We start from the raw sequence: 22,472 nt of genomic DNA on the forward strand, positions 1-22,472 counted from the left end.
AGATTATGGCAGCTGACTCGGATCAAATTGATGCCGTCAGCAAGGCAGCGGCAACCAGTGAGAACGCTTCCTCCGAGCCCTTACTGGAAGTAAAAGACTTGGAAGTTACTTTCCAGTCCACCACCGGGGTGGTTCCAGCGGTTCGTAAAGCTAATCTCACCCTCTACCGCGGACAGACCGTGGCGATTGTAGGGGAGTCCGGTTCCGGTAAATCCACCCTGGCAATGTCGATAATTGGTCTGTTGCCGGGGACTGGGAAAGTTGCCGGCGGATCCATTAAATTTGCGGGACGAGAACTAACTACTCTTTCGGAGAAAGAGATGCAACAGGTGCGCGGAGCCCAGATCGGGATGGTTCCGCAAGACCCGATGTCGAACCTGAACCCAGTTTGGAAAATCGGATCCCAGGTAGCTGAAGCGCTGAAATATAACGAGGCTACTAAAGGCGGAAATATCCATGATCAAGCCATGAAGGCCTTATCGGATGCCGGCCTGCCCAATGCGGAGGCGCGTTCTAAACAGTATCCGCACGAGTTTTCCGGGGGCATGCGCCAGCGCGCGCTGATTGCCATTGGTTTAGCTGCCGGACCGCAGCTGTTAATCGCTGATGAGCCCACTAGCGCGCTGGATGTCACCGTGCAGCGGCGGATTCTGGATCACTTGGAAAAAGAAACCCAAGAGCTAGGTACCTCCACCCTGTTTATTACCCACGACTTAGGGTTGGCAGCTGAACGTGCCTCCCACCTGGTGGTTATGCACCGCGGGCGGGTAGTAGAGTCGGGACCTGCCCGCGAAATCTTGAACGATCCGCGCCATCCCTATACTCAGCGTCTGGTTAATGCGGCGCCTTCGCTGGCGTCTCGGCGGATCGAAATCAACTATTCTCCTTCCGAAGACGAGGCGACCAGCGGTACTATTGACTCGCGAACCTCGGCAGATGTGAATCTGGCGGTGGCGGCGGCCAAAGGCTCCGGGCAAAAAGTTATGGGCACCAATGTTTTGGGCGAGCCTTTAGAAAAACATCTCGGTGAAGAGGTTATCCGCGTAGAGCACTTGGTTAAAGAGTTTGAAATCCGCGGGCAAAAGGGTAAGAAGAAGGCTTTCCGGGCGGTTGACGACGTTTCCTTCCAAGTGCGGCGCGGTTCCACTTTGGCTTTAGTGGGGGAATCGGGTTCCGGCAAATCCACAGTCGCTAATATGATCCTTAATCTGCTCGATCCGACCTCGGGCAAGGTCTATTACGAGGGTATTGACCTGTCTACTTTGCAGCGCAAGCAATTATTTGCGCTTTGTCGCAAAATGCAGGTGGTTTTCCAGAACCCTTACGGATCTTTGGATCCTATGTTCTCGGTATATCGCTGTATTGAAGAACCACTGCGCACTCATAATATTGGTGACCGGGCTAAGCGAGAAAAGCGGGTCGCGGATTTGTTGGATATGGTGGCGCTGCCGCGTAGTGCTATGCGGCGTTTCCCGAACGAGCTGTCGGGAGGGCAGCGGCAAAGGGTAGCGATTGCGCGCGCCTTGGCGCTGCGCCCCGAACTGGTAGTGCTGGACGAAGCAGTATCAGCGTTGGATGTGCTGGTGCAAGATCAGATCCTGCATTTGCTTAACGAACTGCAAGGCCGGCTGGGCTTAACCTATCTGTTCATTACGCACGACTTGGCGGTGGTGCGTGAAAACGCTGACGATATCGCAGTGATGGAACAGGGTAAACTAGTCGAGTACGGCAAGGCTGACGATATCTTCGCCAATCCGCAAACGGAATACACCCGCGAACTCATCGATGCGGTTCCCGGTGGGGACTTGCTGAAAGCTCGCACCGGTTACCAGGCTGGATAATCCGCAGTTTTCTCCCCGTTAGGGCGCGGTAACCAGGAATCGGGAAGACCGCCGGGTGTTTTATACCCAAAAGCTAGGAATTCCAAAATGTTTTGCACTCTGAGATGAGACTAAGCGTTTCCCAGGATCAGCTAGGTGCTCTGTTAAACTCTAGATGTCTTGCAGGTGGGTAGGGAGAAAGATTCCAAATGAAGTTGAAGAAAACACTGCTAATGCTAACCAGCCTGATGCTGGCACTATCGCTTTCCGGATGTGCAGGTGGCTCAGGTTCGGCGAATGCGGATAAAGCTAAGGGTGACGACTTCACAGTGGGTTTTGACGCCAACTTCCCTCCTTACGGATATAAGGATAAAAGCGGAGAGTATGTCGGTTTCGACTTGGATCTTGCTGCCGAGGTTGCCAAACGGAACGGTTGGAAGCTACAAAAGCGGGCTATTGATTGGGACTCCAAAGATATGGAGCTCAAGTCAGGTACTATCGACTGTATCTGGAATGGCTTCACCATGAACGGGCGAGAAAAGCAATACACTTTCTCTGAGCCCTACGTAGATAACTCGATTGTGTTCGTTACCAAAGCCGGATCGGGGATTAAGACCCCGGCGGATTTGAAAGGCAAGACCGTGTTGGTGCAGGTAGATTCATCTGGTCTGGCTGCGCTGCAAGATAAGAAAAACGCGGATTTGGTAGCCAGCTTTAAGGAAATGACCCAGGTACCGGACTACAATAATGCGTTTATGACCCTGCAGGCCGGGGCGGCAGATGCGGTCGCGGTCGATATTGGGGTAGCTGACTATCAGCTGGCTCAGCGCGGAAAAGACAAGTTCGAGATTATGGATCCGCCTTTCCATACCGAGCAGTACGGTATCGGTTTTAAGAAGGGTAACCAAGCTTTGCGCGACCAGGTACAAAAGACTCTGGATGAGATGAAGAAAGACGGTACTTTCCTGAAAATCGCGAAGAAGTACCAGCTAGAAAAGTCGATTGTTACCAAGTAGCTGACTGCGCCAAATTTTTAACGCTAACGCAGGGAGCTATGGGTAATGGATTTATCGTTTTTGCCGGAACTAGCCGGCGGTATGCTGCAGACCTTCATCATCTTTGCACTCACCCTGGTTTTATCGCTGCCTTTAGGATTGGTGGTTTACGGCGGACGGGTGAGCCGCTTTAAACCGTTGGCCTGGTTTATCCAGTTTTATATCTCGGTAATGCGAGGTACCCCCTTAATGCTGCAACTATTGGTGGTGTATTTCGGCCCCTTCTTCCTTTTTGGAATGCAGATCGGAGCTGCCTACCGTTTCAGCGCCGTGATTATTGCTTTCGCAATTAACTATGCTGCCTATTTTGCGGAAATCTACCGCGGCGGTTTCCAGGCAATTCCGGTGGGGCAGTCGGAGGCCGCCTTTGTACTGGGGTATTCTCCGGCGCGCACTTTCTTGACCATCAAGTTGCCGCAAATGTTCCGCACGGTGTTACCTTCGATTACTAACGAGGTAATCACCCTGGTAAAAGATACTTCTCTGGCTTTTGCGATTGCCTATGCGGAAATGTTCACGATCGCCAAGCAGCAGGCAGCTGCTAGTGCTTCTATGCTTCCCTTTGTGGCAGCGGGGATCTTCTATTGGGTGTTCAACCTGGTGGTAGCGGTGGTGATGGAACGGATTGAAAAACGTATGGGAAGCTACAAGATTAGGTGAGGAAGATGGAAGCGCTACGGATTACCGGCATGGAAAAAAGCTTCGGCACTAACCGAGTGCTAAAAGGAGTGTCTCTAAGCGTCAATACCGGTGAAGTGCTTGCGGTTCTTGGTCCTTCAGGGTCTGGAAAATCGACGCTTTTGCGCTGCTGCACTTTCTTGGAAGAAATGGATAGCGGGGAAATCTGCTATTTCGGGAAGCAGGCACTAAAGAAAGAGGACGGCGTTAAGGTTTCTACTGAGGACGAGCGCGAGTTTCGGCGCGACTTTGGGTTGGTTTTTCAAGACTTTAACCTGTTTCCCCATTGGACAGTGCTCAGAAATCTCACTGATGCCCCGATAAAAGTGCAGGGGAGAGGATGGGAAGAAGCCGAAGAAACAGCGCTGCAGCTGCTCACAAGGATGAACCTTGCCGATAAAGGGCAGGCATATCCAGCAGAGTTATCCGGCGGACAACAACAGCGAGTGGCGATTGCGCGAGCACTGGCGTTGAAGCCGAAAATGCTGTATTTCGATGAGCCCACCTCCGCCTTAGACCCGGAGCTGACTGGAGAAATCCTGCAGATTATTCGCTCGCTGGCAGCGGAGAATATGACGATGGTAATCGTAACTCACGAAATGAACTTTGCTGCCGAAGTCGCAGATCGCGCCCTCTTTATTGATAACGGAGTGGTACTGGAATCTGGGGATGCCAAGCAGTTAATCCGCAATCCTTCCCAAGAGCGTACCCGCCAGTTCCTTAATAAACTACGCGGACAAAACGCTTCTGCAGATTAATAATCTTTGGTCTAGGAGGCGGGATTTTCATTAAGACGCGCCATCCAGGCTTCTACGGCCTCAACAGTGCGGGGAATATCTTCCGACAGGCGCCGTACGCTGCCATCTGCTTCCACTAGCACATCGTCCTCGATCCTAACCCCGATGCCTCGTAGTTCCGCGGGTAAGAGTTCATCGTCCTGGTGGAAATAGAGTCCCGGCTCAATAGTGAAACACATGCCCGGTTCTAAGGGGGCCTCCATATACATATCCCGAGCAGCTAAGGCGCAGTCGTGGACATCTAGACCTAGGTGGTGGGAGACTCCATGTGGCATCCAACGCCGGTATTCCCCGCCGTCCTCTGACAGGGTCTGCTCGGCGCTAACCGGCAACACCCCCCAGGCATCCAAGTGTTTAACCAGAGCGGCAACTGCCGCATCATGTACATCTTTGAACTTGCATCCGGGCTTATTGGCTTGCGCCAAGCCAGCCTCACAGGCATCGAGGACTGCGTTATACACCTTGGCCTGCACCGGGGTGAACTTGCCATTTACCGGCAAGGTGCGGGTGATATCCGCGGTATAGAGCGAATCGGCTTCCACTCCGGCATCAATCAAAATCAGATCGCCTTCGCGCACTGGACCATCATTATCAATCCAATGCAAAGTATTGGCGTGATTTCCCGAGGCGGCGATGGTGTCGTATCCCAGACCATTGCCTTCTTCACGAGCCCGGGCCTGGAAAGCTCCCTCAATCACCCGTTCACCGCGATGGTGCTGGGTGGCGCGGGGTAGCGCTCTAATCATGGCTTCAAATCCTGATTTGGTAACGGCAATCGCGTGCTCTAGCTCCTTGACCTCGGTGGCATCCTTTTGCAAGCGCAATACCGAGGCAGCCTCTTCCAGTTTTTCGTCCAGCCCTCGCGCGTCCTGCCCGGTTGGCAGCCCGGCTTCGCTACGCACTTTCTCTACCGCCGCCTGCAGAGAAGTATCGACCTCGCGAATAACCCGCAGCTGTACTAGACCGGCATCTTTAGCTAGTTGATCGGGCAAAGTATCTAAGGGGCGTGCCGGGAGGCCAGTGACCGCCTCCATCTGGGAAAGCGTCATCCGCGGTCCCACCCAAAACTCGCCATAGGTAGAGTCGGCATAAAATTCTTCGCTGCTGCGCGGAGCTTGGGGACGGAAAAATACGATTCCCCGATGGGTAGCTGCGCCCATATTTTCGGGGGCATTTTCTAAAGGCGTGCCTTCTTTATCGGTTAGTGGTTCCAGGACTAGGGCGGCGTCCGGTTCTAGCTCTCCGCCTAACCCGGTCAAATGAGCAAATGCGGAGTGGGCGCGGAAACGATAGTCGCAATCATTGGACCGTACCTTGTAATTGCCTGCCGGGATCACTAGGCGTTCCCCCCGGAACTGGGCGCCTAGTTTTTGATAACGAGCAGCCAGGAAGTCTCGCGCATGACTGGGAATAGGATCTGGATCTTTGCGTTCGCCCCAACCGCTGCCAATAAATTCCCGAAACGCGGGACTGCCAATCCGGCGAGAACGGTTATTTACCCGGTCTTTTAAGGGCTGATCTTCTGCTGCTGCTAAGTTTTCTTCCATACTTCCATCATGCCACGATGACCTAAAATAGTCCTATGGCGGCGATGCGAATCGATTTACACACTCATTCTTCCTGTTCAGATGGTACTGATAACCCAGAGCAGGTAATGGTTCTGGCCGCGCAAGCAGGTCTAGACGTCATCGCCCTCACCGATCATGACACCTTCGCGGGGATAGCTGCCGCCAGCAAAATGGTTCCGGAATGCGGGGTTACTTTGGTGCCCGGGGTAGAGATTTCTACCTCGCATCAGGGAATTACCGCTCATCTGCTGGCGTATTTACCGGATCTTAAAAGTCAGGTGCTACCGGATTTATTTGAAAAAACTGTGCAGGCACGCCAGCAGCGGATGCGAGAGATGGTGCAGCGTTTATCCGCAGATTTCGAGATTTCTTATCAGGAGGTTCTCGCGCAGGCGGGGTCGAGCCCCATAGGGCGGCCGCACGTTGCTGATGTTTTGGTGAAAGCCGGATATTTTCCGAATCGCTCCGCTGCATTTGAACAGGTACTGGCTACTTCCAGTAAATACTATGTGCACTATCAAGCTCCCGATACCCTCTACGCGGTGCAACAGGTAATAAAAGCGGGGGGAATCCCGGTACTGGCGCACCCGCGATCTGGCAGCCGGCAGCGCCGATTCTTATCGGTAGACACTATTGCCCAGCTAAAAGAGGCAGGATTGTTTGCCCTGGAGGCTTTTCATCCCGAGCAAAACCAGCTTGAACAGGCAGAAGTCAGGGAAATAGCGAAGCTGCTGGGGTTGGCGGTTACCGGATCTTCGGATTATCACGGCTCCGGAAAGCCTAATCAATTGGGAGAGTGCCTGACTGCTCCCGAAGTATTTGCGGAAATCTGCAGCAGGGGAGCGGGAGAAGTAGTGCAGCCTTGAGACCGGGTGGGAGGCTGCGGATGCTCACTTTATCGCCTCGCGGAGATTGCCACTAGAGTAGAGGCTATGACCGTAACTTTTCGAGATTTTCGTCCCCAAAATGTTGCCCCGGTTTCGCTAGCACGCCTAGTGGAGGAGTTTGCCACCCAAATTGATCCCGCCTGGGAAGATGTCCAGGTGCGGGGAGCTTCGATGGCTTCCGATGAAATTTTAGCTGGCGAGGCCTTTATCGCCGTGGGTGGGGCGAATGTGCATGCCGCCAAGTTTGCGAGCGAAGTGGAATCCCTGGGGGCAGCAGCGGTGATTACTGATGCCAAGGGGGCGGAGCTTGCTCGCTCCCAAGGGGTGAAAATCCCGGTGGTAACGGTGGCGGATCCACGAGAAGCGGCCTCGCCTCTGGCGATCAGAGCCTTCGATAATCCTGCCGGAAAAATGAGAACCGTGGCGGTAACCGGCACTAACGGTAAGACCACCACTTGTTTTGCTGCCAAAGTCGCTTTTGAGGCGGCAGGGCTGTCCACCATGATTCTTTCCACTGCGGAAACTCAGGTAGGGGATTTGCGGATTCAGTCTTCGCGCACCACTTTTGAAGGCCCGATGCTGCAGCGGATTTTGGCTTACGGGGTAGAGCAGGGAATGCAAGCCGCAGTAGTGGAAGTATCGGCCCATGCACTATCCCTCGGTCGGGTAAAGGGAATGAAATTTGATGCCACTGCTTTTACTAACCTGCAGCATGATCACCTGGATTATTTCCACACGATGGAAAACTATCTGGCAGCTAAAGCCCGGTTATGTTCCAAAGAGTTTACTGATTACAGTGTGATCTGCATCGATGATAAGTGGGGGGAGCAGTTAGCAGCCAGTTGCGACACCCAATGCGTGTCGGTATCCGCTTATGACCCCGATGCCTCAGCCGATTGGGTTGTGAGCCAAAAAGCTAACAACATTGCCGACGCAGCCTGCGATTTTACTTTAACCGGGAAGCGGGAACCGAATGTGGGGCGCGAGGAGGAAATCACCGTTGCCCTGCCCGGTGAAGTTAATGTTCAGGACGCCGCGGTTGCCTATTTAATGCTTACCGGAATCGGGATTCCTGTCGAGGCGGCGAAAGCGGGCTTAGCGAGGCTAGCGGTTCCCGGGCGCCTGGAAATCGTCAGCCGACGTAATGAAGGAACTCCGCTGGTTATCAATGATTACGCCCACACCCCGGAGGCTTTAGCTTCGATTCTGCGCACTATGCAAGAGTTCACCCCCGGAACACTACACTTGGTATTTGGTACCGACGGAGATCGCGATGCCACTAAACGGGTGCCATTGGCTAAAGTAGCAGCTAAAGAAGCAGATATGCTCTGGGTGACTGACGAGAATCCGCGCACCGAAAACGCAGAAAGTATTCGCGCCCAGCTGCTCTCGGGGATTAAAGAGGTGCGCCCGGGAATGGAGAAGGTATGCGAGGTTACCACCTGCCGGCGGGACGCAATTCGTAAAGCGATTTTGGCGGCCGGCTTGGACGACACGGTAATCATCACCGGCAAAGGCGCGGAGCCCTATCAAGAAATTGAAGGGGTTTTCCACGCTTTTAATGACACTCCGGTGGCTCAGGATTGTTTGGTTGCCTATAAGAATCGCGCGCATATTCAGGGGTAATGCCTGCTAGGATTGCAACCCTATTTCCCGCGCGGAGTATCTGACGAGGACGGGGGCAGATTTCTCCTGCCCCTGAGAGTTAATCCCTAATGGCGCGGTTATTCTGAAACTAGGTCAAAGTCGTAGCTGGCGCCATCGTCTAGGGTATGGCCGACGGTGCAGTATTTATCGATTGCTGCCTGGGATTTTTGTCGTAACTGCGCTACTTGCTCCTCGCTTAGTTCGGCGAGATCAGTGACCATTTCTACCGTCAAATGCGAGTAAGAGTCGCGGCGCTCATCCTTTTGTGCTGCCACCCCTACAGAAGCGGCAAAATCCTTCCCTAAAGCGGCAGATAATACGTGATCGGCGGAAAAAGTATGGCAAGTTGCCAGAGCTAGTTGCAGTAGCTCCCCGGGAGTGAATTGGTTTTCACCCATCCCGATTTCTACTTTTGCGCCGCGCTCATTTTGCCCTACGTAGCTCTTCTTGCCTTGGCGGTATGCCCACAAAATGTTACTCATGCTCTTATTGTGGCAGGAAAAAGCGGGCCGTGTAGAAAAACAAAAAATCCCGCAACCAAAGGTTGCAGGATTTTTGCTAGTAGCGGGGGCTGGATTTGAACCAACGACCTCCGGGTTATGAGCCCGGCGAGCTACCGAACTGCTCCACCCCGCGTCGACTTGTCTATGTTAAGCAGGCAGGGTAGCTAAAGGCAAAAAAATTCACTGTAGAAGAAGTCACGTTAAGAGCTATAGAACCTAAAATAGCATTTAAAAGGGGATTTAGGGGGGGGTAGTAAGGAAGAAAAATGAAACCGCAAAGCTGGTAGAGCAGGCGCTCGATACTGAGCTAACCCCCCCTTAGTGTCAGGAAGTGATCGGTTTATAGCGCCCGCAAGACGGTAACGACTTTTCCTAAGATCGTGGCATTATCGCCGGGAATCGGTTCAAATGCCGGGTTGTGGGGCAGTAGCCAGATGTGACCTTCCCGCCGCGCGAGGGTTTTAACGGTAGCTTCCCCCTCGATCATGGCAGCCACGATCTCGCCCAATTCGGCTACATTTTGGCGACGAACTACCACCCAGTCACCATCACAGATCGCCGCTTCGATCATCGAGTCGCCGTGTACCTTGAGCATGAAGAGTTCGCCATCGCCGGTGAAGCGGGTAGGGATAGTGAAGACGTCCTCTATATCTTGTTGGGCATCGATGGGGGTGCCGGCAGCGATTTGTCCCACTAAGGGAATCGCATGATGGTTTAAGGGGGTTACTTCCCCAAGCTGGGAAGTTGCGGTTTCGACAGCCGGCTCATCGGTCGAAAGTGGCGTAAATTGCGGGTTTACCTCAAGCGCACGGCTACGTCCCGCAGCGCGTACCAAGAACCCTTGACTGACCAGATTGTCTAGGTGATGTTTGACGGTGGATGAAGAAGACAGTCCCACGGCTGCAGCAATTTCCCTAACCGAGGGCGGGTACCCCTGGGTGCGAATACCAGCGCAAACTGCCTCGAAAATAGAGCGCGCGCGCGGACGTAGTGTTTCAATATCCAAGGAGTCGTTTTGGTCTTTATTCATGGTTCCCTCCCACTGCCACTTCGATCATAAGAAATTGTGACTCATTATGCAAACATTTGTTCGATAAATTTGCGTATTTCACTTGCTTTTGCGGCGCCTACTCGTTACTATATCAAACAGATGTTCGAAGAACATTTGTTCGAGAAAGGTGCAGTCATGTCCACACAACTTTCTTTCAATCTGGAAGAACTAGCCCAAAAACGGGTAGTGGGTTTGGGGAGTTACCAGTTGGCGAAGCTTTCTACGCCAAATCCTAAGCGTCCTCACCTACAGTTGGTCGATGCCACCTATATAGAACGTGCGCGGGCTAAGTCCCGTCATCCTGCGGGCTCAAAAACGCCATGCCCGCCCGCCGTCGGTAGGGAGAACCGCTCGGAAGGGCCGGCAGCAGCTTTTGACTCGCTTCCCCAATGGGCGCGCCGAGCGCCTCGCATCGCGCGGGTAAAACCAGCGCCGCTGGTAGCGGTTCCTCCCGCTGCCAAGGCTGGAAACCTAGACAGTGCGCGGCGCCCGGCTCCCCAAAAACCATTGCCTAATAAGCTTATGGTTCCGCGGGTTAGCCATAAATTATTCCAAGTATCCCTAGGACTGCTGCTGGTGGCGGCAGCGTTAATCTCCGGGGTAGGTCTTGGCGGTTATTGGGATGCGGCCGCCGATGGCGCCAGGGAAACCAGCCAGATTTCTAGTGAGCTAACGGCAGAAACTAGCCAAGCTTCCTCGGCGGATCTGCTGTTAGGGCGGTAATCCTAACGGCAGCGAGCGCAATGCAAGGACGGGTCTGCCTTTCCAAAGAAGTGGCTAAATCGGTCGCTACCGCTTTTCGTTGTGTGGAAAAATCCTAGCTATGACTGGGGATTCTGGCTATGGATCCCATTCTTTCTTCCGGTTTGATTCTCTTTGAGGGCGTTGATGCAAGAGTGTCAAATGTTGCGATAAGCTAGACCTTCAGGATGCTTATTGATGGGGGAAAGTTGCACTGTCCGTTTTGCCATAATGATGATTCGCGGGTAATCGATTCTCGGACTGCCGAAGAAGGAAATGCTATCCGTCGGCGACGCGAATGCACCAAATGCAATAAGCGTTTTACCACTATTGAAACTGCAGCTTTATCCGTGAAAAAACGCTCCGGTATTTTGGAGCCGTTTTCACGGGAAAAAGTGATTAGTGGGGTTCGAAAAGCCTGCCAGGGGCGTCCCGTCAGTAGTGATGACCTTGCACAATTGGCACAACAGGTAGAAGAAAATCTACGGGCGAGCGGAAAATCGCAAATTGACTCCCAACGCATTGGGCGGGCTATCCTGGAGCCGCTCCGAGAACTAGATGTGGTCGCTTACCTGCGATTTGCGTCCGTGTATTCCAGTTTTGACGATCTAGAAGACTTCCAAACTGCCATCGACGAGATTAGATCGCAACAAAAAGCTAACGCAGCTGCAATACTCGCAGACTAATAGTTTCGGGCATTGAACGGATTTCGGCAACTGCCGATACTGGAAGCTCCGAAGCAATATCAGTTAGGGCATACCCTACCTGGCCTTCGGTACCTAAAATCTGACCGTTAATGTTCACATTTTGGTTGGCGAAAACCTGGTTGATGCGCCCCAGCACCCCTGGAGTATTGGTGTGCATGAATGCTAGTCGGTACCAAGAATCCGGATGAGAATTGAGTTTCAAGTTTGGCATATTAACGCTCATCTCGGTACTACCTCGGTGCCAGTAGTCCGCAATTTTATGCGCTACAAACTGACCGATATCAAATTGTGCCTCCAAAGTTGAGCCGCCGATGTGCGGAGTCAAAATCGTGTTCGGCAGTCCTAGTAGCGGGGAATGGAACTCGTTCCCGTTCTTTTGCGGTTCCTCGGGATACACATCTACCGCAGCGCCAGAGATTTTTCCGGAACGAATGTTTTCAGCTAAAGCATCGACATCTACTACTATGCCGCGCGAGAGGTTAATGAAAATCGCGCCCTCTTTCATCTGTTCGAACTCGCGTTTGCCGATCAAGCCCTCATTCGATTTGCGCCCGTCCACGTGCAGGGAAATAAAGTCGGCAGTTTTTAGCACTTCATCCATGGAGGGCAAAGCGCGGGCATTACCCATTGCGAGGCGCTGGGCGGAGTCATAGAAGACGACATTCATTCCCAAGGCTTCAGCTAAGACCGAAAGCTGGGTACCAATATTTCCATAGCCAATAATCCCCAGAGTTTTTCCGCGAACCTCGTGAGACCCTGAAGCACTTTTATTCCAAATTCCGCGTTGTAAATCCTGGTTGCGGGTTTCCACGTGACGCGCCAGGTTGATAATGTGCCCGACGGCCAGCTCTACTACCGAGCGAGTGTTGGAGTAGGGGGCATTAAAGACCGTTACTCCCGCTTGGGTGGCGGCTGACAAATCTACCTGGTTAGTGCCAATACAAAAACAACCGACCACTTTTAGGCGAGGGCAAGCAGAAATCACTCGGGAAGTTACCTGGGTTTTTGAACGAATCCCCACGATATCGGCATCCTGGAGGCGTTCGATCAGCGCGTCGTCTTCCAGGGCGCCTTTTACTCGCTCTACTTCAATGTCGTAACCGGTAAAAACTTCATCCGCTACCTGGTGCGGATCCTCAAGTAAAACTGCCTTCGTCATGCCTCCATCTTTTCAGCGCTAACCACGCTTGGCAAAACCGTCCGTTCTCCGGTATTTAAACCCGGTATTCCCCGTTACTTCCACCCTGCTGGCAGCTGCTGGGTGTAGAGAGTAACTAGCCGACGGGTGGGGCGAGTCATGGACACAAAGAGATTACCAACGCTTTGGGCAGATATATTAACCGGTTCTAGCAAAATTACGCTATCGAACTCTAAGCCCTTCGAAGTGACCGCATCTATTACACACACCCGATCACTAATCGGATCGCTCCCCACCGGGACGGGGAGCTTGCTGGCAAGCTGCAAAACCGTAGAATAATCACGCTGCGCGCAAATCAGGGCAATGCGTCCTCGTCCCGCTCCTAAAACACTTTCTAAATAGCTGATCTCGTTGGAAACTGTTTCCTGCAAAGCAGAGATGTCAAGGACGGCTACCTGGCGGGTTATCAGCGAGTTCGGATCTTGTCTAACCGCTTGAACCGGATAAGGGGAGGGGCGCCCAGCGGCAGTGGTAACCGCCTCCGCTAAATCCATGATTTCTTTCGGGGTGCGATAACAAACCGTTAAATAGGCTTCTTCCTCCAGAGCATCTCCGGCAGGCCCTAGCAGCTGGCGCCAAGAAGATCCCCCAGCGGAAATCCGCTGGGCTAAGTCACCCACTACGGTAAAAGAACGCGAAGGGCAGCGCCGCAACAGGCAGCGCCAATCCATCGGGGACAGTTCCTGAGCTTCATCCACCACTACGTGTCCATAGGTCCAGGTGCGATCCTTATAGGCTTTCTCTGCTAGGGAGGACTGTTCAATGTTTCCAGCGGCGCTTGTGGCCAGCATGTTAGCGGAGACAATTCCGTCTCCCAGTCCTTGTCCCTCGATCGCGGCTTGAGCCCGTGATAGCTCTCGCTCGCGGGCAGCAGATCGGGAGCGACGAGAAGTAGGAGAGGTAGTATTTGGTGCCTCTCCCAGCAGTTCCGCGAGCTCATCGAGTAACGGCACGTCAGCAGGGGTAAATGACTCCTGCTTGGGGCGATAAAGTATCTCTTGCTCTTCGGAGCTGAATTCACTGGCAAAACGGGCAAGAAATGCTGGGTAAGCGTAAAGACGCCGTAATAGATCCTGCGCCGAATAAGGCATCCAGCAAAGGTTGATTGCGCGACGCACATTAAGGTTGGAACGCAGATCTTCGCGCACTAGGGCGCGTTCAGAAATTGCGTCGCGACTAGTTTCTATTTCCCCTAAGCCGGCCTGCCGAGCGGCGGCAGTTAATTCTGCTTGTTCTCGGCGGGTTTCGCTATCCAAATATTGGTCAGTTAAAGAATCTAAAACGTGGGCAACGAAGAGTTCCCGTGCCTGGTTATGCGGCTTGCCACTAAGACGGGCGCTGCGAATCGCCTCTTTTACTATTCGCGGTCGCAGGAGCAGTTTAGTAGCGCCTACCGTTAGCGGCTGATCAGAATCGGGAACCCGTTGCAGCGATCGTACTGCCTGCTTAATTAGGTTTGCCCAACGTAAATCTCCCTTTAAAGCCGAGACTTTCGGATGTTCTTTACCCGGGGCTCTAGTTCCGGGCAATAGATTACCCATGGTGGTGGAAACCACCCCGGTTTCTCCTAGCGCAGGTAGTACTTGCTCAATGTAGCGTAAGAAAGCGGGGGAGGGACCTACTATTAGCACCCCGGATTTTTCTAAGCGTTCGGCCTGTTCATATAGTAAATAGGCCGCGCGGTGCAGTGCCACAGCGGTTTTACCAGTGCCCGGTCCGCCCTGGATTACCAGGATTTGAGAAGTGTTCGCACGGATTATTCGATCCTGCTCACCTTGGATGGTGGCCACAATATCGCCCATATGGCCAGAGCGTTCTGCTCGGAGCGCTGCCAATAGTGCGCCCTCCCCCTGGAGCTGGATCCCTTCTTCACTGCTGTGAGATAAATCGAAGGCTTCGTCCTCTAGCGAAATTACCTCCCGGCGATGCAGACCTATATGGCGCCGCCTAGCCATTCCCAGAGGGTGGCGGGCAGTGGCTTGGTAAAAGGCAGTAGCGGCGTTAGCCCTCCAATCCATTAACACCTGAGCGTGATCGCTATCTTGCAGTCCTACTCGCCCGATATAGAAATCTTTCCCAGTCAGGGGAGTCAGTTTTCCAAATACTAAGCGTTCTTCTACCCGTTCCAAGCGGGCGGCTTGGTCTCCCAAATGAGCTGCCATTACGTCGCGTTCCGAGCGGTTTTGGGGAGAACCGGTGGCGCCAAGGGCTTGAACCTGGCGCTGGCGCTGGCGGTAACGAGTGCGGGCATCATCTAAAACCTGGTAAATGTGGTCTACGGCCTGCTGCTCCGCCTCTAGCTGCTCGGGATCATTCAAGAAGAGCCCCTTCCTTTAAGAAAAAGTAGGCATCTATTCTACCCGCTATCGCTGAAAAGCGCATAGCTCGGGCGAGGGGCGATGCATGCGTGGCATTTGCCGGGTAGGCTGGACTAAAGAATGGAGGGTAGATGACAGATAGCAGCCGTTTTATAATCCCCGGTCCTGCCTACGAGGATACCCAGGCAGAGGTGCTGCTCTACGCCTTTTCGGGGGCAATCGATTCCGGTGATATTGGCGGAATGATTATTGAGCAGCTATTGCATGCCCTTCCGCATGAAGAAGTTGCGCGTTTTTCCCTAGAGACGGTACTGGATTACCGGGCGCGGCGTCCTCGAATAACCATTGAAAACTGGATGATGACCGATATGCGTTACCCCAGTTGCACCCTGGAGCGGATTACTGATTATTCCGGACGTCAGATTTTGTTACTGCGCGGACTAGAACCTGACATTAACTGGGAAGATTTTTCCCTGGCTATTTTCGAGGTTTGTCAAAAGATGGGGGTAAAACAGGCAGTTGATCTGATGGGGATAGCTGCCAATATTCCCCACACCCGGATCCCCTTCATTAACCAGACTTCTCCCAATCCGGATATTTTGCCTCCGCAAACTGAGATGCCAGGTACTTTCATTATCACTGCCTCTTTTGGGCAGTACCTGCAGATGCTATTCCAGATGATTTCCGTGCAAGCACGAGGAATCGTAGTGGGGGTTCCTTATTACTTGGCAGACGGGCAATATCCGCCGGGGGCAGTTAGCGCGATCCAATATCTTTCTGAGACTCTCAATCTGGATTTACCGATGGGAGATTTGGAAGCAGCCAGTACCCAAATGATCAAAGAGATCAGTGCGCAGCTCGAAGAAAACCCCGAAGCTAAAGAACTGATTGAAAAAATGGAGCAGCACTACGACGAGGCGCTAACCCAACCCTGGGGAGAGCTGCATCCGAAGTCTTTAGCCGAATCAGTGGATTCCCGGTCGGGAGAGGCGATTGCAGAGCGCATTGAAAAGTTCTTGGCGCAAGTAAATCCTCAGGACGCCCCCGAAGAAGCCGCGGAGGGACTCTTGGCGGGAAGGGATGATTTGCTGGCGCACCTGGCACGAAAAGTTGCCTCCCGCCAGCTGGGAAATACTAATATGCAGCCCCCGGAACAGGTATTTAAGGCCGTTGGAGGCCGATCCGGACAGTCCTTTTCGCCCACGAAGGAATCTCAGCCTGGGAATGCAGGAGAAGTTAAATCCCCCACGGCGGGCGTTAAAGGCAAGACGGTTGCACCAGGTAGTGCCCCGCAGGGTAGGCATTTTCCGCCGCGCCGCTCCCATTTGCAGCGTAAACAAGCTGAAAACAAGTCCGGTGGCTCCGGTCCAGCTACCCCAGCTCCGCCACCTCCTCCCCGTAGTCAGGAAGAATCTCTAACAGACCAGCATCGCAGCTTAGAAGATAACGGGGATAGCGGGAAGAACTGACCGGTGAGTAAAGCTCCACAGTCTGCCGCCGCCAAAAAAGATTGGGGCAGCGATGATAGCGGAACCAATATTCTGCATGTCGACATGGATGCTTTTTTCGTGGAAGCCGAGATTCTGCGCGACCCTACCTTACGGGGCAAACCGGTAATCGTAGGAGGCAAAAGCAATCGCGGAGTGGTTTCTTCGGCTTCCTATGAAGCCAGGGCACACGGTGTACACGCGGCGATGCCAGTTTCTCAGGCCAAGCGAATGTGTCCCCAAGCGATAGTGGTCGCCTCCGGGCATGGCTACTACTCGCAGCTGTCTAAGAAAGTCATGAGAATTCTAGGGGAAATCACCCCGGTGATGGAACAAATATCGATTGACGAGGCTTTCTTAGAGGTCTCCGGAGCGCGCCGGAGACTGGGAACCCCTTTAGAGATAGCTCACCTGCTACGTAAACGGATCCGAGAAGAACTTTCTTTACCGGCCTCGATAGGAATCGGGGCCAATAAATTAGTCGCTAAAATCGCCTCTGCCCATGCCAAACCAGACGGGGTGCTACTGATACCCGCGGACAAAACCAGGGATTTTTTGCAGATTTTGCCAGTGGGTGCCATCCCGGGGATCGGAGCCGCAGCAGGCGCCAAACTTGAGCGCAAGGGAATTGAAACCGTCGGGCAAATGACCACTTTAAGCATTTCCCAATTGAATTCCCTATTTGGGAAAGCCTTGGGAGTGCGCCTTTATCAATTATGTCGGGGGCAAGATTCGCGCCGAGTAGGCGCCGGGAGCAAAGAAAAATCCATCGGAACCGAGATTACTTTCACGCTCGATGTCCATTCGCGAGAAACTATTGCGGCAACTTTACTGGATCAAGCGCACCAATGCGCGGCACGGCTACGCGCCAATGATCTTTTAGCTGGCAATGTCACTATTAAAATACGAGCCGCCGATTTTCGTACCTGGACTCGTTCCCACACTCTGAGCCAGCCCACCGACGTTGCGCGCGAGATTGCGCGTCAAGCTTTGGAGTTGTTTGCGAAAGAGCATATGCCAAAGGGAGGAATTCGTCTGGTAGGAGTCACTACCAAAGAATTAATCTCTGCCACTTCGGGGGTGCAGCTAGCGTGGGGGAGTGATAGTCGCGGACGCGCCACGGAAATAGCGATGGATAGGATTCACCAGAAATTTGGTACTACTTCCCTGCGTCCGGCTACGCTAGTTACGCCCGGGAAGAACTCTGGGGCGCCAAGTTATGAAACTGAATCTGACTGAACTAGGTTTTTGTTTTATGCTGGAAGAAGCATTTACGCGGAAAGGAGAGAACTACCGTGGGACTATCTGAACAAGAAAAACAGATTCTCGCAGATATGGAACGCCAATTCTCTGATGTCCGCGTGGCTGAAGCTCCGGTTGCTAAAAGCGCTGGGTCAGAAAAGTCGCAAAAATTGAACTTTTCGCCCAAGCTGGTCGCCACGATGACGCTACTAGTCCTGATGGGGATTGCGCTGCTGGTCGTGGGGATTTCAGTATGGACAATCTCTAAGTTTTTAGCGATAGTCGTAGCGGTCGCCGGGTTCATAGTGGTGCTTTTTGCTGTGACCTTACCGATGAATTCGCGGTTTTCAAGCTTCGGAGTAAATCCCAATAAAACTGCAACTAATAACCGGTCTGCGGCAAATATCCCGGGCTCGAAGCGCTCTTTTAAGCAGCGTCAGGAAGAGAAATGGGATCGCCGCAATGGTGAACGTTAGTTAGCTAAGCTTTCACTCTTATTTAAATCTTGCAATTATTTTGTTTAAAAACTTCTGGGACGCTTATTGATATTTCCGCGCCCCTTTGGGCAATGGACGGTTGCCGCCCTTGCTGCGACCGATAGGTTTTCTCTTTTCTGATATTTAAGTATCAGCTCTCGTACTTCCGGTTACAAAAACCAGAATTAGATTTTTTACTCCACTTTGATTTGGCAGTAATCCGCGCAGGTAAAACTGGAAATTGTTGCCATTATGTTTCTAGAAACACCACTATTGCGCGCCAAAGTGGAGAAAAATGGGGTAAAGTGGAGCTATCTGGTTGGAAAGGAGGTAGCGCCCATGTTTTTAGGTTCCTATGAACCCAAAATGGACGATAAAGGACGCTTGATTCTTCCAGCCAAATTCCGGGATCAATTAGCGGGTGGATTAGTAATCACTCGAGGTCAAGATCGTTGTCTCTATGTTTTTCCGGTAGCCGAGTTTGAACGGATGTACCAGGAACTACGCCGGGCTCCACTTTCCTCCCGTCAAGGTCGCGACTACGTTAGGGTCATGCTTTCCGGTGCTTCTGATGAAATCCCGGATAAACAAGGCCGGATCGTGATTCCACCCCAATTGCGCGCCTATGCAGATCTAGGTAAGCAGCTAGCGGTAATCGGCGCCGGATCGCGAGTGGAAATCTGGAACGGCCAAGCTTGGAACCAATATTTAACCGAGCAGGAAGAAGCCTTCGCCCAAACCGGAGAGGAAGTGATTCCTGGAATGTTCTAACTTGGAGAACCCGGCCTCTTCCCGAATGCTCTGATGCCTCTTCCCCGGTAGCAGATCGTCGGGGAGAGCCCTGGTTTTCCAAAATTTTTTTCCCACCTGTCCCAACTTCCAAAAGGAAACCATGTTCCCAAACACTGTTTTTACTCATCAGCCGGTGCTAGCTGCACGCTGCATCGAGCTTTTGGGGCAGGGGATTGAGCGAGCGGGAAAACAAGGACGCGCCCTGGTAATCGATGGCACTTTGGGGCTAGGAGGGCATAGCGAGCTTATTTTGCAGACCTACCCACAGGTGCATTTGATCGGGATTGACCGGGACAAACAGGCGCTCGCGAGAGCCAGTAGGCGGCTGGGTGAATACTCTTGCCGGTTTACAGCGGTACATGCAACCTACGATGCGATTGGGCAAGTGGCGGCGGCATATCATGACGAAGATTATCCCTTAGGTGGCATATTGATGGATCTAGGAGTTTCTTCGCTGCAGCTCGATGACACGGCGCGTGGTTTTAGCTACGCCCGAGATACCGATCTTGATATGCGCATGGATCAAAGCAGCGGTAAAACTGCGGCCGACTTGTTGGCAGAGCTCTCCGACGTGGAGCTTACAAAAATTTTGCGCGAGGCCGGAGAAGAAAAGTTCGCTGCTCGCATTGCCCGGGAAATAGTAAAGACCCGAGAGAAAACTCCCGTTACTTCCTCTGCGCAGTTAGTAGAGATAGTTCGGGACGCTATTCCCGCTCCGGCGCGTCGCACCGGGGGTAACCCTGCCAAGAGAACCTTCCAGGCATTGCGGATAGCAGTAAATCAAGAGTTAAGTATCCTCAAACGAACGATCCCTGCCGCTCTGGAAAGCCTGGCACCCGGTGGGGTGATGGTGGTGGAAGCTTACCAATCCCTAGAAGACCGGATAGTTAAACAGGCATTTTCGCAGGTATCGAAAGCAGCGACCCCAGAGGGGATTCCGGTAGCAGAGCCAATAGCTTTCCAGTTGCTCATTAATGGAGCCGAAAAAGCCGGAGAAACCGAAATATCCAATAATCCTCGTGCCGCATCGGTGCGGTTACGGGCGATTACCAAGTTAAGTGAGCCCGCAGAAAGGACCCGAGAGTACCATGTCTAATTCCGCCGCCCTCAGACAGACATCGCCCACTCGGCGTCGGCCGGTTCGCGCCGGAAATACGACTCGCTTACGAGTCGTCGGCGAGGAGCAGACACTTAAAAAACGCTCCCCCCTGATGGCAAAAATTGTGGCTGCTGCACTAGTTTTAGTCGCCCTAATTGTTTCCCCAATGCTAATCAATACCCAATTGGCGGTTATTTCTTACCAGATTCATGACGACCAGGTGGAACTAGCGCAAATACAAGAAGATAACCAACGGGTTCAGTCCCAGGTCAATTTAAAGTCTAGTCCCGAGAAAGTGCGTAAAGCTGCCCTGGATGCCGGGTATGTCCCGGCAGGAGAGACCGGATACGTTACCCTAAAAACAAGCAAGATCGAAGGAGGAACTCCTCCAGTTCCGGTAGCTAAGGAATAATAGGCATCTATGGTGGGGAAGAAGCGAAGGTATTCGCCGGGAGAAAACGCTTCTTCGCTAAAACAGGAAACTCTTTCTAACCAGAAAGATTCTCGAAAGCGAGCGGGGAGAGACTTCATTTCTAAGGAGAGCGTAAACAGCCGGGGAGCAAATAAGGTAGCCGGCAAGCGCGGGAGGCTGCTACTGGTGGTAGTCGCCTTTCTACTGGTGCTGTGTAGCGCGAGGTTATTCGATCTACAGGTAGTGCAAGCCCCCGCTCTTGCGGACGAGGCCAGGCAGGCACGCACTGTTTCCGCGGAAATCGTTTCCAAGCGAGGAGACATTGTAGATAGGAAAGGGACGGTGCTCGCTACCTCGATAGAGGTTTATAACGTGTCTGTTAACCAGATATTGGTCAAAGATTATGTACATCATGAGATCGTTTCCCCTGACGGCAAGATAGTTACTGATAAGACTAAACTTCGCGACCCTCGTAATCAGAAGAAAGTAATAGGCACCGGCGCTGCTGAAGCCGCTCGGCAATTGGCGCCAATTCTGGAGATGAACCCGGCTGTACTCGGGGGGAAAATGGTGGGAAGCAGAGGCTTCGTCTACCTTGCTAAAAATGTTAGTGCCGAGAAATGGCGGAAGATCCGAAAACTAAAAATCGATGGTATCGATGGAGAACTGCGTTACCAACGGCAATATCCCAATGGCGCCACTGCCTCCTCGATTTTAGGTTTTACCGATTTTGAACAAGTTGGGCAAGCCGGTATTGAGGCCACACAAAATAAACAGCTGGCAGGAGTTCCGGGCAAGCGGGTGGCAGAGATATCTCCTTCCGGGCAAGTAATCCCGGGGGGAGCCGATGTTATAAAGGCAGCTACACCAGGCAAAACTGTCCGCTTAACGATTGATGCGGATCTGCAGAACACTGCGGAAAGTTTGGTAAATAAACAGGTTGCAGATTTTGGGGCAGCTTGGGGAACCGCGATCGTGCAGCGGGTAGGCACCGGTCAGATTTTAGCTTTGGCAGACTCTGGTAACGAACCCCCCGAGCAAGTCCGCAAGCGAACCTCGGGAACCACGGGATCGCGGGCGGTGCAATACACTTACGAACCGGGATCTAGCGGCAAACTGGTAACTTTTGCTACTGCCTTGGAACAAAAGAAAATCACCCCATTAACCCCGGTGAACTCGTCAGATAAGATTACTATCGCCGGTCAGTCGTTTAGAGATTCCCATTCCCACTCCACCAAGAGATTAACTGCCTCCGGGGTATTGGCCGAATCTTCTAACACCGGAACAGTTCAAATTGGACAAATGGTTACTGATCAGCAGCGATATCAAATGATGAAAGCGTTGGGATTGGGGCAAAAAACGGGCATTGAAATGCCGGGTGAGTCAGCAGGAATAATTGGTAGCCCGAAGAGTTGGGATGCCCGTCAGCGGATGACCACTATGTTTGGTCAGGGGATGGCTTGTACGCCGCTACAAATGTCGGCGCTGATTTCTACTATCGCTAACCATGGGGTGTATGTTGCCCCGCGGATGATTTCCGAATATGAAGATTCCCAGGGAATTCCCGAAAAGGCAAAAGTTCCGGCAGCTGCGCAAAAGTTAGATCAGAACGCAGCAGCCACTTTGGTGCGGATGATGGAGTCGGTAACCAGTGATGAAGGAACTGCAAAGAAAGCACAGATTCCTGGTTATCGAAGCGCTGGTAAAACTGGTACCAGTGAAATTATTTCTGGCGGGGGAGGTTCGCGGGGGGTAGTTGCCTCTTTTATTGGTTTAGCACCCGCGGAGAATCCGGAGATCGCAGTGTCAGTAATTATCTACCAGCCAAAATCAGGAATTTATGGCGGGGTAGTAGCCGGACCAGTATTTTCGCAGGTAGCGGCGCAGGCGTTAACCTTGCTGGATGTTCCGCCTTCCAGCACCAAGCCGCAGCTTTATCCGATTGAAGCTCACTAGCTATCCTTAGAAAGAGAACTTTTTAATAGGAGCGGACA

Annotated in this window: 20 protein-coding genes and 1 tRNA gene; 15 read left to right on the forward strand and 6 right to left on the reverse strand. The window is 52.7% G+C overall.

Going from position 1 to position 22,472, the window contains the following annotated elements; genetic code table 11:
* Positions 1–5 precede the first annotated feature (5 nt).
* The 4 genes from L0M99_RS00695 to L0M99_RS00710 all read left to right on the forward strand — a co-directional run bounded on the left by L0M99_RS00695 (position 6) and on the right by L0M99_RS00710 (position 4,311).
* A complete protein-coding gene (locus L0M99_RS00695) occupies positions 6–1,841 on the forward strand; it encodes a dipeptide ABC transporter ATP-binding protein (protein ID WP_238127469.1) in 1,836 nt (611 codons plus the stop codon).
* A gap of 188 nt (positions 1,842–2,029) precedes the next feature.
* Positions 2,030–2,836: an amino acid ABC transporter substrate-binding protein gene (locus tag L0M99_RS00700; RefSeq protein WP_238127431.1), complete on the forward strand. Its 807-nt coding sequence runs from the start codon at positions 2,030–2,032 to the stop codon at positions 2,834–2,836.
* Between the two features lie 45 nt (positions 2,837–2,881).
* Entirely contained in the window at positions 2,882–3,535 is a 654-nt protein-coding gene (locus tag L0M99_RS00705; RefSeq protein WP_238127432.1) for an amino acid ABC transporter permease, read from the forward strand.
* A gap of 5 nt (positions 3,536–3,540) precedes the next feature.
* The gene (locus L0M99_RS00710; protein WP_238127433.1) at positions 3,541–4,311 is read left to right on the forward strand and encodes an amino acid ABC transporter ATP-binding protein; all 771 of its coding nucleotides are present in this window, start codon (positions 3,541–3,543) and stop codon (positions 4,309–4,311) included.
* Between the two features lie 11 nt (positions 4,312–4,322).
* Here the strand turns inward: L0M99_RS00710 and L0M99_RS00715 are convergent, their stop codons facing one another.
* Positions 4,323–5,897: an aminopeptidase P family protein gene (locus L0M99_RS00715; protein WP_238127434.1), complete on the reverse strand. Its 1,575-nt coding sequence runs from the start codon at positions 5,895–5,897 to the stop codon at positions 4,323–4,325.
* A 35-nt stretch (positions 5,898–5,932) separates the two neighbouring features.
* Between L0M99_RS00715 and L0M99_RS00720 the strand changes: the two genes are divergently transcribed.
* Positions 5,933–6,784, forward strand: coding sequence for a PHP domain-containing protein (locus L0M99_RS00720; protein WP_337954199.1), 852 nt, complete (start codon positions 5,933–5,935; stop codon positions 6,782–6,784).
* Positions 6,785–6,850: 66 nt separating this feature from the next.
* Positions 6,851–8,431 (forward strand): Mur ligase family protein, encoded by a 1,581-nt coding sequence (locus tag L0M99_RS00725; protein WP_238127435.1) that lies wholly within the window; start codon positions 6,851–6,853, stop codon positions 8,429–8,431.
* Between the two features lie 98 nt (positions 8,432–8,529).
* Here the strand turns inward: L0M99_RS00725 and L0M99_RS00730 are convergent, their stop codons facing one another.
* The 3 genes from L0M99_RS00730 to lexA all read right to left on the reverse strand — a co-directional run bounded on the left by L0M99_RS00730 (position 8,530) and on the right by lexA (position 9,985).
* Positions 8,530–8,934, reverse strand: a complete 405-nt coding sequence (locus L0M99_RS00730) for an OsmC family protein (protein WP_024058609.1) — start codon at positions 8,932–8,934, stop codon at positions 8,530–8,532.
* 80 nt (positions 8,935–9,014) lie between these two features.
* Positions 9,015–9,088: transfer RNA gene (locus tag L0M99_RS00735), tRNA-Met, on the reverse strand.
* A 207-nt stretch (positions 9,089–9,295) separates the two neighbouring features.
* Positions 9,296–9,985 carry a transcriptional repressor LexA gene (gene lexA / locus L0M99_RS00740; protein WP_024058610.1) on the reverse strand — a complete coding sequence of 230 codons (690 nt, stop codon included), beginning with the start codon at positions 9,983–9,985 and terminating at the stop codon, positions 9,296–9,298.
* 156 nt (positions 9,986–10,141) lie between these two features.
* On the opposite strand from lexA, the gene L0M99_RS00745 reads away from it, so the two are divergent.
* Positions 10,142–10,729, forward strand: coding sequence for a hypothetical protein (locus L0M99_RS00745; RefSeq protein ID WP_238127436.1), 588 nt, complete (start codon positions 10,142–10,144; stop codon positions 10,727–10,729).
* Between the two features lie 206 nt (positions 10,730–10,935).
* Positions 10,936–11,433: a transcriptional regulator NrdR gene (gene nrdR / locus L0M99_RS00750; RefSeq protein ID WP_238127437.1), complete on the forward strand. Its 498-nt coding sequence runs from the start codon at positions 10,936–10,938 to the stop codon at positions 11,431–11,433.
* Here nrdR and serA read toward each other — a convergent pair.
* Positions 11,405–12,613, reverse strand: a complete 1,209-nt coding sequence (gene serA / locus L0M99_RS00755; protein WP_238127438.1) for a phosphoglycerate dehydrogenase — start codon at positions 12,611–12,613, stop codon at positions 11,405–11,407. The two genes, nrdR and serA, sit on opposite strands and share 29 nt — an antisense overlap.
* Positions 12,614–12,687: 74 nt before the next feature.
* The gene (locus tag L0M99_RS00760; protein WP_238127439.1) at positions 12,688–14,970 is read right to left on the reverse strand and encodes a HelD family protein; all 2,283 of its coding nucleotides are present in this window, start codon (positions 14,968–14,970) and stop codon (positions 12,688–12,690) included.
* Positions 14,971–15,101: 131 nt separating this feature from the next.
* Here L0M99_RS00760 and L0M99_RS00765 point away from each other — a divergent pair, with 131 nt between their 5' ends.
* The 7 genes from L0M99_RS00765 (at position 15,102) to L0M99_RS00795 (ending at position 22,434) form a co-directional block, all read left to right on the forward strand.
* Positions 15,102–16,439, forward strand: coding sequence for a PAC2 family protein (locus L0M99_RS00765; protein ID WP_024058615.1), 1,338 nt, complete (start codon positions 15,102–15,104; stop codon positions 16,437–16,439).
* A 3-nt stretch (positions 16,440–16,442) separates the two neighbouring features.
* Positions 16,443–17,696: a DNA polymerase IV gene (gene dinB, locus L0M99_RS00770; RefSeq protein WP_024058616.1), complete on the forward strand. Its 1,254-nt coding sequence runs from the start codon at positions 16,443–16,445 to the stop codon at positions 17,694–17,696.
* 56 nt (positions 17,697–17,752) lie between these two features.
* Positions 17,753–18,175: a DUF3040 domain-containing protein gene (locus L0M99_RS00775; RefSeq protein WP_024058617.1), complete on the forward strand. Its 423-nt coding sequence runs from the start codon at positions 17,753–17,755 to the stop codon at positions 18,173–18,175.
* A gap of 339 nt (positions 18,176–18,514) precedes the next feature.
* Positions 18,515–18,946 (forward strand): division/cell wall cluster transcriptional repressor MraZ, encoded by a 432-nt coding sequence (gene mraZ, locus L0M99_RS00780; protein WP_024058618.1) that lies wholly within the window; start codon positions 18,515–18,517, stop codon positions 18,944–18,946.
* A 121-nt stretch (positions 18,947–19,067) separates the two neighbouring features.
* Positions 19,068–20,063 carry a 16S rRNA (cytosine(1402)-N(4))-methyltransferase RsmH gene (gene rsmH, locus L0M99_RS00785; protein ID WP_238127440.1) on the forward strand — a complete coding sequence of 332 codons (996 nt, stop codon included), beginning with the start codon at positions 19,068–19,070 and terminating at the stop codon, positions 20,061–20,063.
* Complete coding sequence (locus L0M99_RS00790) at positions 20,056–20,478, forward strand: hypothetical protein (protein ID WP_024058620.1); 423 nt, start codon at positions 20,056–20,058, stop codon at positions 20,476–20,478. Before rsmH ends, L0M99_RS00790 begins: the two co-directional genes overlap by 8 nt.
* Positions 20,479–20,487: 9 nt before the next feature.
* Positions 20,488–22,434, forward strand: coding sequence for a peptidoglycan D,D-transpeptidase FtsI family protein (locus L0M99_RS00795; RefSeq protein ID WP_238127441.1), 1,947 nt, complete (start codon positions 20,488–20,490; stop codon positions 22,432–22,434).
* Positions 22,435–22,472 lie beyond the last annotated feature (38 nt).

Origin of the sequence: Varibaculum cambriense, from assembly GCF_022133705.1 — a bacterium.
Taxonomy (GTDB): Bacteria; Actinomycetota; Actinomycetes; order Actinomycetales; family Actinomycetaceae; genus Varibaculum; species Varibaculum cambriense_A.